An 11991-nucleotide genomic window follows, 5' to 3' on the forward strand; every position below is an offset into this window, starting at 1 on the left:
AAGGCTTCTGTCCACTCGACAACGGCTCCGTAGGTATCCCCGCTGTGCCCCCCCAACTGCCACTGAAACCATGCGGGGATCAAGAGGATCAAGAGCAAGGCAAAAAGCAATTGGCCTAGGGGCACAGGTTGGAGGAAAGCGAGGAACAGCAACAGCAAGCCGCTGGGCCAAAAGTCGCGGGGAAAGTGACAACTGGCTTTGTGGATTTGGCCTGTGCCTTGGGGTTTCAAAGAGGGATAGCGGGCGATCGCCCACACTTGACTCAAGCGCCCGCCAACCAACACCCACAGGAGGACACTGCCCTGCTCTAAACTGCCCAAGGCCGCTACTTTAAGAAGCAGAATCACCATTGCGGCCATAACGCCAAAGGCCCCCGTCCGACTATCTGCCATTACCTCAAGTCGCCGCTGGGGATCCCTAACCGCCAAACCATCGGCAGTATCCATAGCGCCATCCAAGTGCAGTCCGCCAGTCAACACCAGCCAAAGGGCAACCAGCAAGACGCTGGCTACAAGGGGGGGGACTGGCAACAACCTGAAGAGCGCCTGCGCCCCCCAGAGAATCCCCCCCAGGAGCAACCCCACCCAAGGACACCACTTGGCTGCCCCCGCCACTTGAATGGGCCAGCTAGGGGGAAGGGGCAAAGACGTATAGAAGGCGATCGCCCCTAGCCATTCCTGCCAAAGGGTCTTCATGAACGGGTTTGAATTTGCGCCACCGTCCGCTGCTCCGGTTGCAGCAACTGAGCTACCCGTTGAATATCGGCAGGAGTCATTGCCTCAATGGCCTCCAAACGGGCAAAGAGTTGCTGCCAGCCGCCCCCCTTTACCGCATACTCTGCCAAGAGCTTGGCCATGCCCTCATGGGACATTAGGTTTTGCAGCAATTCCATGCGCAGTTGCGTTTTCACCCGATCCAGTTCTGCCGGAGTCACCGGGGTAGTTTGCAGTGCTCTGAGTTCTGCGGCAATGCCGGCGGCAAGGGCAGCCGTCGTTTGACCCGGTGCGGGCACCCCATAGATGAGAAAGCGATTGGGGTATTTGTTGCCGGGAAAGCCCACGTAGGCTTGGATATTGACGGCGAGTTTTTGCTCAAGAACCAGGGAACGGTAGAGACGGGACGTGCGACCGCCGGTGAGGATGCGTGCCAAAATTTCATAGGTGAGGTAGGCGGCATCTTTCAGAGGGGGACAGGGATAGGCTTCCAGATAAAGGGGTTGACTGGCCAATTCAAGGGTAATCTGCCGCGGTGCCGTTTGCGGCGGTTCTGGGGGAATAGCTGTGGTCTGGCCTCGCCCTTTGGGATAGCGACCGAAATAAACCTTGGCTAATTTCCTAACTTCTTGGGGATCCACATCTCCCACCAGTACCATCGTCATTTTGTCGGGAGTGTAATACCGGCGAAAAAAGCGTTCCACATCGGCACGGCGCAGATTTTGAATATCCTCACGGTAGCCAATGACGGGGCGGCGATAGGGATGCTGACGAAAGGTGGTGGCCAAAAAGGCCTCAAAAAGTTGGCCCGTGGGGGAGTTCTCGGTGCGCAGTCGCCGTTCCTCTAGAATCACTTCCTTTTCTTGATAGAAGTCGCGAAAGACCGGCTCCAGAAAGCGTTCCGACTCTAGGGACATCCACAGTTCCAATTTGTTGGCAGGAAAACTGTAGAAGTAACGGGTGGCATCGGCAGAGGTGGTTGCATTCAGCCCCACACCCCCCGCTTGTTGGACAATTTGCCCATAGTGATTGCGAATCACATAGCGATCGGCGGCCTGCTGCACAGCAACAAATTCCCTGAAAAGGGTCTCCCGCTGCTGCTCATCCCTCGTAGCTTGGAGTCGCTCAAAAAGGGCATCCAGTTGGGCGAGTTTCTTTTTTTCGGCAGCATAATTGGTTGTGCCAATGCGACGGGTGCCCTTAAAGGCCAAGTGTTCCAGATAGTGCGCCACCCCCGTTTGGCCTTCGGGTTCATCCACGCCCCCCACATCCACGTAGGTAAGAAATGAAATAATCGGAGCCTGATGCTGCTCCATCACAATAAAATGCATGCCATTGTCAAGGTAAAATTCACTGATTTGATCCATGGCGCGGTCAAGGTAGGGGCGAAGCGTTTGGGCATCGGCGGGCAAACAGAGGGCGATCGCCCCAAGGAAAAAGCAGAGAATCCAGAACCGAAGGTAAGTTTGCCAGACTTGCCAAGGATGTCGTTGCCGCATGAACAAACTCAGTTAGCCTCCAGCCAATTCGCAGCAGCGTAAATCTCCACTACCAGGGGCACACTCAGGGGCACCGCCGTCGTCATCACCTCAGGAATTGTTATTTGCAGTTGCTCCCACGCCTCAGGGGTCATCTCTAACACCAATTCATCGTGGACTTGCAGCAGCAGGCGTGCACGCTCTGGCGAGAGCAAAGGTGCCAGCTTGACCATGGCACACTTGATAATATCGGCACTGGAACCTTGAATGGGAGCATTGGCTGCTGCTCGCAAGAGTCCCCGCTCGTAATTGCTCATCTTTAGTTTACTGGGATCCACCTCGGCTAACGCCTCCAAAGGCTTGCCCCGCAGAGCTTGCAGTTCGCGACTCTCAAATGTAAAGTAGCGCCGCCGCCCCAAAATCGTTTCCACATAGCCTTGGCTGAGGGCCAGTCGCTCCATTTGCCGCAAATAGTCAAAAACGCGCGGGTAGCGCTCGTAAAACCGCTGAATAAAGACTTTGGCATCGGCCACACTCACCCCCGCTTCGCGGGCAAACCGCTGTGCTCCCATTCCGTAGATGACGCCAAAGTTAATAATCTTTCCCAAGCGTCGCTCACTGGGACTAATTTCCGTTTTTTCCAAGAGAAACTGGGCGGTGAGACGATGGACATCTTCCCCTTTTTGATAGGCTTCCAGCAGAGCAGGTTCTTGACTGAGATGGGCGAGGATGCGCAACTCAATTTGCGAATAATCGGCTGCCACCATTAACCAGCCAGCTTCTGGAATAAAGGCGCGGCGAATTTGCCGACTAAACTCGGTGCGAATGGGGATATTTTGCAGATTGGGATTGGAGGAGGAAAGGCGACCTGTGGCTGTAACGGCTTGGTTAAAATCCGTGTGAATGCGACCAGTATCTGGACGCACAAGGGTTGGCAGCACATCCACATAGGTGGATTTAAGCTTGGCAAGGGTGCGATGGTTCAAAATGATCTCAACTACAGGATGCTCTCCCCGCAGTTTTTCGAGGGTAGCGGCGTCGGTGGAATAGCCCAGTTTTGTTTTATGGGTCTTTTTCGCATCCAGCCCCAGCTTACCAAAGAGCAGTTCACTCAGTTGCTTAGGGGAGGCCAAGTTAAAGGGTTGCCCCACCGCTTCCCACGCCTGCTGTTGTAGTTGTGCCAGTTGCCGGTCGAGGTGTTGGGAGAGTTGCCGCAAATAGTCACTGTCAATGCGAATCCCCGTGGCTTCCATTTCCGCCAGAATGGGTTCGAGGGGCAGTTCCACTTCGAGAAGGAGTTGCCGCAGGCGGGGGGTCAAGTCGGCCTCTAATTTTTCCTTGAGAAGATAGGTGGTATGCACATCGAGGCCACAGTATTGTGCCACAGTGGCGGGGGGCAGATCCGCAAGGGTTTGGTCTTTGCCGACCAGACTATGGTAGCTTTGCGCCTGCAGGGGCAAATAGCGCTGGCACAGATCCTTAAGATTATGGCTGGCTTCGGGGTTAATCACATAACTCGCCAGCATTGTGTCAAACACCACACCCCCTAATTGAATCCCCTGAAATCGCAAGACAAGGCGGTCAAACTTGGCATTTTGCAAGACTTTGGGGTAGCGATCGCCCTCCAGAATTGGTCGCAAAGCGGCGAGGGTCTCCTGCAGGGGCAGGTTCTGTCCCTCTTTGTGCCCCAAGGGCAGATAGGCCACCTGGTCAGGCGCTGTGCCCCAACAACAACCTAAGCCCACTAAGGTAGCGTCGCGGGGATTCAAGGCCGTGGTTTCTGTGTCCCACGCCACGGGATGGTTCAGGTCTGTACAGTTTTCTAACTGGGTAATTAGCCATTGCAGTTGCTCTGGCGTCTCAATGAGTTGCACATGCAACGGATCAGGAGTAGCCGTCGGTGGGAAAAACCATGTTTCGTCGGCATCAGTCTCCGCTGCGGCCAAGGTGCCCCCCAGGCGTCGGTGCCAGTCCTGAAGTTGCCTCCGTAGGGCACGAAACTCTAGGTGATCCAGCAGGTCATCCAACGTCGGCCAATCAAAGGGACTTAGATGCAGTTCTTCTAGGGGGAGTTCCAAGGGCACATCCAGGACAATTTGAGCCAGATTGCGGGAGCGGCGGGCCTCGGCCTCTCCATTGAGGAGTTTGGTTCTCAGGCTGGGGGGCGTAATCTCGTGGAGGTGGGCGTAGATGCCCTCTAGGGTGGAGTACTGATTGAGCAATTGTACAGCTGTTTTGGGGCCAATGCCCTTGATGCCGGGAATGCGATCGCTGGCATCGCCACAGAGGGCTTTATAGTCCACAATTTGCTCTGGCCAGACGCCTATCTTTTCTTTGACCTTGAGGGCATCAAAGGCCTCCAGACCCTGTTTGCGCTGGCTAGTAGTATTCCCTAGGTACAAGACCTGTACTTGACCCTCGCGATCAATCAATTGAAAAAGGTCGCGATCGCCACTGACAATCGAAACCCGCCATCCTTGGGAACGCAAGCGATGGCTTACTGTGCCAATCACATCATCTGCTTCATAGCCCGGCTGAGTTAACAGAGGCAGGCGCAGGGCCCGCAGTAACGCCTGTAAATTGGTAACATCGGCAATAAAGTCCTGCGGTGTTTCTGCCCGCCCCGCTTTGTAGTTTTCATCGGCTGTGTGGCGAAAGGTGGGTTCCCCCAAATCAAAGGCGATCGCTACATGGTTTACCTGCTGCTGATCCAAAATTTCCAGCAGGGTCTTAAGAAAGCCAAAACAAACGCTGGTGGGAATCCCTGTGGAGGTGCGCAAGCCCCCCTCTCGCCCTTTACCAAAGGCGTAGTAGGCACGAAAGGCCAAGGAATGGCCATCAATGAGCAGGAGATGGGGGGCAGCCATGGAAGCGTGAACAGGACAGCTTTTCCATTATCAAAAAATTTGCTCCAAAACCCTACCCCTGAAGAGGACAATGTCTTAGCGGCTAAGGTCGCGGCGTTTTTGGCAAAAGGGCAAAGCCACCAGCATTGCCAAGATGAGAATGCTTTGATCTCGCCAATGGCGTTGCACCTCCACGGTAAACATATAACCTTGGTCTCGCTGGAAGCGACTAATGGTGCTCTGTGCCTCATTGATGGCGCGACTGCGCTGACGATTCCACTGGGAGTATTTCACTTCCCACTCATCCATTGCCTTCTGATAGGCTTGTAGCCGCTGGAGATAGTCTTGGAGCGCCGCCGGATCACTGGGGGGATTCCCCGGAGATGCTGGCCGAGGCGGGGCGGGTTCATCCACTGCGGGGACATACTTGGAGCGGATACCGGGGAAGTTGCAGGTCTTGAATAGGCCAGGACCATAGCAAAGACAAAAATCCCGTTGCATCTCCTCGGTCATTTTCTGCCGTTCCTCCTCCGACTCGCGCCAACAGGGGTCATTGGCAATGTCATCCCCCATACCTGTGAGCTTTACCATGGCTTCAAAGGGCCACTTGATCACCGTCAGATGGTTAATAATCTGCCCCGGCAACCCAAAGGAAGAAACAGGCTGAATACCACCGCTAAAGATAATTTGCGGCACTAAAAACATCAGCACGAGGAGGGGCACAATGTTCTGGCTAGGGGCAAAGGCAGACACGAGGAGTCCCATTGCCATACCGCCAAAAATGGCAAGGGCAAGGGTGATGTACATGGCAAACGTAATCCCCCAATCTCCCGGTAAATTGACCGCCAATTTTGTTACCGCAAGGTAGGTGGCCGCCTGATAAAGGGCAAGCCCGAAGGCGATCGCCACCTTGGAGCCAATGTAGGGCAACAGCCGCAGGCCAATCATCCGTTCGCGCCGATAAACCTCCACCTCCTTGACCAATTCCCGCATGGTGGTCATGGCGCCAATCATCACGGCAATCAAACTGGTGACAAACAGCATCGTCAGGGCTTGACCTGCATTCCCCGTTTCGGGATCAAAGAGATGCCGCCGCCAAGAGACAAAATTTAGACTCCCCAGGAGGGGAGCAATTAAGAGAGTCAACAGCAGGTTACTGCGATCTTGGCTAAGAATCGTCAAATTGCGGTGGGTGAGAATAAGAAATTGTTGCCAAGGGGAGATTTTGGACCTAGGTTCGCTGCTGCGACGGGATTTGCCCTGGGTACGCCGTTGGGGTTCATCGGGCATGTGCGCCAGCACCTGCTGTCGCCCGACCACATATTCCTGATAGAGGCGCGATCGCCGGTAGGCTTCTTCTAGTTCTAACGATGTGGGTGCATTGGGGTTTTTCTCTTTATCTAAGGCTCGGTAGATGCCCGAAAAGTCCTCAAGCTTGATGCCACTAAAGCGATCGCCAAACGTAGCGCGAAAATAGGGCAAAAGTTGATCGGGGGGACCAAAATAAGCCACCCGTCCCCCCTCTGCTAAGTAGATCACCAGATCACACTCACGGATATTTTGGATGGCGTGGGTAATGATGAGAATTGTGCGTCCCTGATCTGCCAGCTGCCGCAGCAAGAACATCATGTCGGCTTCGGTGCCCGGATCCAAGCCAGAGGTAGCCTCATCAAGGAAGAAAAGACTGGGCTGCGTGAGCAATTCGGCACCAATACAGACCCGCCGCTGCTGACCGCCACTGAGACGGGAAATAGGCACATCGCGACGATGGTTCAATCCCAATTCCGTTAACACCTCTGTGACCCGCCGTTGGCGTTCTGCTGGGGTTGTATCAGGGGGCATGCGGAGTTTTGCTGCATATTCCAGCGCTTGGGCAATGGTCAGCTCCTCGTGGATGATGTTTTTCTGGGGCACATAGCCCAATTGCGCTTGAAAAGCGTGATAGTTGCGGTAGAAATTTGTGCCATTGACCAGTACCGTACCCGTCGTGGCTGGCCGCAGTCCATTGAGGGCATCAAGGAGCGTTGACTTGCCGCTACCACTGGGACCCAGGATGGCCACAAACTCCTTGGGCAGAATGGATAGGGAAATGTTATGGAGAATTTGCGTTCCCTTGCCTACCACCTTGTTGAGGTTGATGGCATCAAGGCGCAAATGACCCGATTCGGCATATTGGGTCAATGTTTCGTCGACATTGAGAACTAGGCGATCGCTGCCAATGCGAATGCTATCCCCTACCCGCAGCAGCGTCGGTTCCTCCACCTCATGGCCATTGACAAACGTGCCATTCCTAGACCCCAAATCGGTGAGCAGGAAATCTCCATTGCGGCGCTCGATTTTGGCATGGTGGCGCGACACTGTGGGATGCTCAATCACCAGATCATTGTTGGGATCGCGGCCAATCCTGAACGTGTTGTATCCCACCAGCGAAATCGTCTTCACGGGGACGGTGGCTGTGGCATCTGCTTCAGGAATGGCGAGTACGGTTGCCGTGCCGGTCAAACGCAACTCCGTCGCTGGGCTAAAAACCACGGCATGGCGCTCTGTGTCAATGCGATCGGGCAACTCCTGCCCCACATAGGTCAGTGTGACAAATTCCGTCAGGGCATAACTCTCCCCTATCCCCAACTGCACATTCGTTGCAGGTTGCGGGTCACTGAGATCCACCACCTGCAAATGCTGATTCGCAAACCGTAATTTTAAGTGGCAAGGCAAGAGTTCAGGGCTATCCACCACAACCTCACAGGCGGGATGGGTTCCCAGAAGCGCCGTTTGCTGCTGTAGCCCCCACCGTTGTCGCCATGTTTTGGTGCGCACTTCAATCACAGGGACTTCAGTCTCTTTGCTAACCTCGGCGGCACGGGGGTGGTAGTCATGGTACTGCCAGATGAGGCGAAAGCGCACCGCAGAGTTTCCCAACGTAATCAGGTCGCCATCTTCGAGGGGAATGGGAGTATTGGGCACAACTGGCTGGCCATTGAGATGGGTGCCCGCTTTACTGCCGAGATCAACGAGGTGAACTTGCCCTTCTTGCCACTTAAAGAAAGCGTGGTAGCGGGACACAGAAATGTCATTGAGGACAAGGTCATTATCGGGGGCACGGCCAATCTTGAGGCCGCTGGCGGGTAACTGGATGCCCTGCTCACTGACGGATTTGACCAGTTCTAACCACGCTGCTTGAGTCATGGGGTTAGCGCAAAAGGGGCTTGATGCCAGTCAGTTTACTGGATTCTGGCCGATCTGACAAAAGACGCCCGCCGAGGTAACGTCGCTCTGGAGACTGGTCTTTTGACTACTGCGAGGAGGTCAAATAACTCGCTACCTGTGACCATAGAAACTGTGTCTGCTCCCAGAGGCGATGTGGCCCAATCCCGAAAAAGATTTGTAACAGGAAAACTATAAGGGCAATTTTAATTGCAGTACTGACGGTGACCTTGAGAACCTTGATCAGCCAGCGGAGCACAAACCAACTAATGGCGATCGCTCCCACAGTAATGAAAATTTCCGTTCCTGTCATCGCCGCACGAGGATATTTTGGCCGTGGGTGTCGGTACCGCAGGTCTCTAAGAGTTGATGTTCGACGGCCAAGCCATGCACTAAAGCCGTTGCCTCTGGGGTGGATTCCCACGGGTCGGGATTGCCGTAACAGTAGTAGGTTTCAACTCCATCAATTCCCCGTGCCACGGCGGCAGGGATCAATTGTTCAGCGGGCAGACGATAGCGCACTGGGTGTGCCAAAATGGCCAAGCCCCCCGCTGCATGGAGTGCCGCGATCACCCGTTCTGCCTGTGCCAAGTCTCCCTCTGGGGCACTTCCCATGGCATAGGGATGGAGCACCGGCGCATGGGGGTCAAAGCCATAGCCAAGGATGTGTACCTCGGTGCCAAGGAGCTGAGCGGTAATTTCTATGCCGGTGTACACTTGGGGGCGATCGCTCCCCCGATAGGCCTCGACATAGGTGCGTGCTTGGAAGTATCCCTCGAGGGCGTGGTGGTCTGTAATGGCAAACCCCTTGAGACCGTGGATCATTGCCTGTTGGGCAACTTGCTGCGGTGTTAATTGCCCGTCGGACCAAATCGTATGCAAGTGAAAGTTGTAGTGATAGGGACAACTGGTTGCCGTCAACGTCTGAAAGAGACCCCGCAGAGTCTCGGCCTGCGTCACCGTCAGTGCAGCAAGGGTCATAGCCATTACCAACTCTTACGCTCTTACCCCTTTAATATAAACTTTCTTTAAGAAACTAGGGATAAAGATTCCCAATAGGGCAATTTATAGAGTTCGATGCCGTGTGCTAAGATACAAGCTGGCTCGGAATCATGCGATCACAACGCCCAAACCTTGTCAGGTCCGGAAGGAAGCAGCAATACGGGATGCTTGTGATAGGCGTGATCTCCGGGTCACCCTCCTGAGAACTGCCAACAACCTATGTCTGCCCCTGCGCTGAGTCTCCCCCTTGATGCCATTCGCTACGACGAGCGCGGTCTTGTGCCAGCCATTGTCCAAGACTACTTGGATGGAACAGTTCTCATGCTGGCATGGATGAATCGGGAATCGCTGCAAAAAACCCTTGAGACTGGCCGCACATGGTTTTGGAGTCGCTCACGGCAGGCCCTGTGGCCGAAGGGGGAAACCTCCGGTCATGTGCAGCGGGTAAAAAGCATTCGCTACGACTGCGATAGTGATGCCATACTCCTGAGTGTAGAACAGGTGGGAAATGTGGCCTGCCATACGGGGGAGCGCAGTTGTTTTCACCGCCACGGCACGAATGGGGAATGGATTGAGTCCCCGCCCGCCGATACTCTTTCGCAGATCTATGAAGTGGTTTGTCAGCGGCGGCAGAACCCCCAACCTGACTCCTACACCTGTCGTCTCTTTGCCGAGGGGGACAACAAGATTCTCAAAAAACTCGGGGAAGAAACCGCAGAGGTCGTGATGGCTTGCAAAGACGATGACCCAGAGGCGATCGCCCGCGAAGTCGCCGATTTGTTTTACCACACGCTGGTCGCTCTTGCCTACCATGGGGTGTCCCTGCGGCAGGTGTATGAGCAGCTGCAGTCACGGCGGCGCTAGAACGGTACTCACCCTTGTAACAAATTTGTAATACTTCGTTAAAAATTATTACACTGGGGGTAGTTTTACCTCCAAGGGTCTAACCATGACCAAACGTGTTGTCGTCATTGGTGGTGGCATTGGTGGCTTAACCACCGCCGCCTTGCTGGCACGGCGGGGCTATCGTGTGCAGTTGTTTGAACAAGCAGCCCAACTGGGGGGCTGTGCATCAACGTTTCGGCGGCGCGGGTTTACCTTTGATGTTGGCGCAACCCAAGTGGCTGGCCTAGAGCCGGGGGGCATTCACAGGGAGATTTTTGCTGAATTGGAGATGCCGCTGCCGGCAGCGACCCCCTGTGACCCTGCCTGTGCCGTCTATTTGCCGGGGGAAACGACGCCGATTAACGTTTGGCGCGATCGCGATCGCTGGCAACGGGAGCGCCAGCGCCACTTTCCCCACAGTGAGCGATTTTGGCAAGGTCTTGAGCACCTCTTTGCCATTAGCTGGCGATTTCAGCAGCGACAGCCCATTTTGCCTCCCCGCAATGGTTTTGACCTGTGGCAACTGCTCCAAGCCCTGCGACCGGAGACACTCCTGACGGTGCCCTTTAGTCTGATGACGGTGACCGATTGGATGACTCTCTGTGGGGTGGGGGGCGATCGCCGGCTGCGGCAATTTCTCGATTTGCAACTGAAGCTCTACTCCCAAGTGGATGCCAGTGAGACGGCGCTGCTCTATGCCGCCACTGCCCTGTGTCTCTCCCAAGAACCCCACGGCCTCTACCATCTCCACGGCAGCATGCAAGTTCTCAGTGATCTGCTGGCTGCTGCCCTAGGGCGCGATGGGGGACAAATCTACACCCGCCATCTAGTGCGGCGCATTGAGGTCGAGCGGGGGCGAGCTGTTGCCGTGCAGGTGGAAAACCTCAAAACAAAAACCCTTCAGCGCGTTGAAGCGGATCACATTGTGGCCAATGTCCCTGCCCAAAACCTTCCCCAACTCCTAGGCGATGCCCTTCCCACCGGCTATGCCCGCCGCCTGAAAACCCTGCCGCCGGCCTCCGGTGCCTTTGTGATTTACCTTGGCGTTAAGGAGGCCGCCATTCCCGAAGCCTGTCCGCCCCATTTGCAATTTCTCTACGATGCCCAAGGCCCCATTGGTGAAAATAACTCCCTGTTTGTCTCTGTGAGTCAGCCAGAGGATGGGCGCGCTCCCGGCGGCTATCGCACTCTGATTGCCTCTAGCTTTACTGAGCCGAATTTTTGGCGTCAGCCCGACTTAGACTATGCCGCCACCAAGGCGCAATATACCCAAACCGCTCTTGAGCGCCTGGGTCAATTCTTTGATCTGCGGCCTGAGCACATAGTTCACTGTGAAGCGGCCACCCCCCGCACCTTCTGGCGCTATACCGCACGCCTGGATGGCATTGTCGGTGGCATTGGTCAACGCCTGAGTACCTTTGGCCCTTTTGGCCTAGCAACCCGCACCCCGATTCCCCACCTGTGGTTAGTGGGAGATTCCGTACATCCGGGGGAAGGCACGGCCGGTGTCAGTTACGCTGCCCGTGCGCTTGTGCAGCAATTGCAGGCCAGTGATAGCCATTTTGGTAGAAATCACTATAATAGAGAAATCCCATAGAAATTGGAAAAGGAACCTCACACCCTGTGTTTGCGACCCTCGCTGCCCCTCAACCCTCTCTGCCGTTGGATTTAGTTGCCGCCATCCAAGACCTGAAGCGGGAACTGAATGCAGTGATTCTTGCTCACTACTACCAAGACCCCGCCATTCAGGATGTGGCTGACTACATTGGCGATTCCTTGGGGTTGTCCCAGCAGGCGGCGAGTACGAAGGCGGATGTTATTGTCTTTGCCGGCGTGCATTTCATGGCGGAAACGGCCAAGATC

At 55.1% G+C, this 11991-nt stretch carries 9 protein-coding genes and 1 other RNA gene; 4 read left to right on the forward strand and 6 right to left on the reverse strand.

From position 1 onward, the window contains the following. The 6 genes from cobS to Q0683_RS10325 all read right to left on the reverse strand — a co-directional run. Positions 1-695, reverse strand: a 695-nt coding sequence (gene cobS / locus Q0683_RS10300) for an adenosylcobinamide-GDP ribazoletransferase (RefSeq protein ID WP_298614916.1), incomplete at its 3' end; no start/stop codon positions are given. After that, positions 692-2212 (reverse strand): pitrilysin family protein, encoded by a 1521-nt coding sequence (locus Q0683_RS10305; RefSeq protein ID WP_298614914.1) that lies wholly within the window; start codon positions 2210-2212, stop codon positions 692-694. The genes Q0683_RS10305 and cobS, both read right to left, overlap by 4 nt. 8 nt (positions 2213-2220) lie before the next feature. Further along, on the reverse strand, positions 2221-5058 hold the full coding sequence (gene polA / locus Q0683_RS10310) for a DNA polymerase I (protein ID WP_298614912.1): 2838 nt from the start codon (positions 5056-5058) through the stop codon (positions 2221-2223). Positions 5059-5133: 75 nt separating this feature from the next. Continuing rightward, on the reverse strand, positions 5134-8223 hold the full coding sequence (locus Q0683_RS10315) for an ABC transporter ATP-binding protein/permease (RefSeq protein ID WP_298977578.1): 3090 nt from the start codon (positions 8221-8223) through the stop codon (positions 5134-5136). Between the two features lie 106 nt (positions 8224-8329). Continuing rightward, the gene (locus Q0683_RS10320) at positions 8330-8554 is read right to left on the reverse strand and encodes a hypothetical protein (protein ID WP_298977579.1); all 225 of its coding nucleotides are present in this window, start codon (positions 8552-8554) and stop codon (positions 8330-8332) included. Beyond that, positions 8551-9228 carry a PHP domain-containing protein gene (locus tag Q0683_RS10325; protein ID WP_298616957.1) on the reverse strand — a complete coding sequence of 226 codons (678 nt, stop codon included), beginning with the start codon at positions 9226-9228 and terminating at the stop codon, positions 8551-8553. Before Q0683_RS10325 ends, Q0683_RS10320 begins: the two co-directional genes overlap by 4 nt. Before the next feature lie 114 nt (positions 9229-9342). On the opposite strand from Q0683_RS10325, the gene ffs reads away from it, so the two are divergent. The 4 genes from ffs to nadA all read left to right on the forward strand — a co-directional run. Further along, positions 9343-9439: signal recognition particle sRNA small type (gene ffs, locus Q0683_RS10330), an RNA gene on the forward strand. 23 nt (positions 9440-9462) lie between these two features. After that, on the forward strand, positions 9463-10107 hold the full coding sequence (gene hisIE / locus Q0683_RS10335; RefSeq protein WP_298977580.1) for a bifunctional phosphoribosyl-AMP cyclohydrolase/phosphoribosyl-ATP diphosphatase HisIE: 645 nt from the start codon (positions 9463-9465) through the stop codon (positions 10105-10107). An 85-nt stretch (positions 10108-10192) separates the two neighbouring features. Beyond that, entirely contained in the window at positions 10193-11725 is a 1533-nt protein-coding gene (gene crtD, locus Q0683_RS10340; RefSeq protein ID WP_298977582.1) for a C-3',4' desaturase CrtD, read from the forward strand. 26 nt (positions 11726-11751) lie between these two features. Continuing rightward, positions 11752-11991 (forward strand): quinolinate synthase NadA (gene nadA / locus Q0683_RS10345; RefSeq protein ID WP_298977584.1); only part of this gene is annotated, 240 nt, incomplete at its 3' end.

The sequence above is a fragment of the uncultured Thermosynechococcus sp. genome (assembly GCF_938074695.1).
Lineage (GTDB): Bacteria > Cyanobacteriota > Cyanobacteriia > Thermosynechococcales > Thermosynechococcaceae > Thermosynechococcus.

What these genes read in the sequence shown, in the direction of transcription:
- crtD (WP_298977582.1), top strand. Translation starts at nt 10,193, where the DNA reads ATGACCAAACGTGTTGTCGTCATTGGTGGTGGCATTGGTGGCTTAACC.
- Q0683_RS10320 (WP_298977579.1), bottom strand. Translation starts at nt 8,554, where the DNA reads ATGACAGGAACGGAAATTTTCATTACTGTGGGAGCGATCGCCATTAGT.
- hisIE (WP_298977580.1), top strand. Translation starts at nt 9,463, where the DNA reads ATGTCTGCCCCTGCGCTGAGTCTCCCCCTTGATGCCATTCGCTACGAC.
- Q0683_RS10315 (WP_298977578.1), bottom strand. Translation starts at nt 8,223, where the DNA reads ATGACTCAAGCAGCGTGGTTAGAACTGGTCAAATCCGTCAGTGAGCAG.
- polA (WP_298614912.1), bottom strand. Translation starts at nt 5,058, where the DNA reads ATGGCTGCCCCCCATCTCCTGCTCATTGATGGCCATTCCTTGGCCTTT.
- Q0683_RS10325 (WP_298616957.1), bottom strand. Translation starts at nt 9,228, where the DNA reads ATGGCTATGACCCTTGCTGCACTGACGGTGACGCAGGCCGAGACTCTG.
- Q0683_RS10305 (WP_298614914.1), bottom strand. Translation starts at nt 2,212, where the DNA reads ATGCGGCAACGACATCCTTGGCAAGTCTGGCAAACTTACCTTCGGTTC.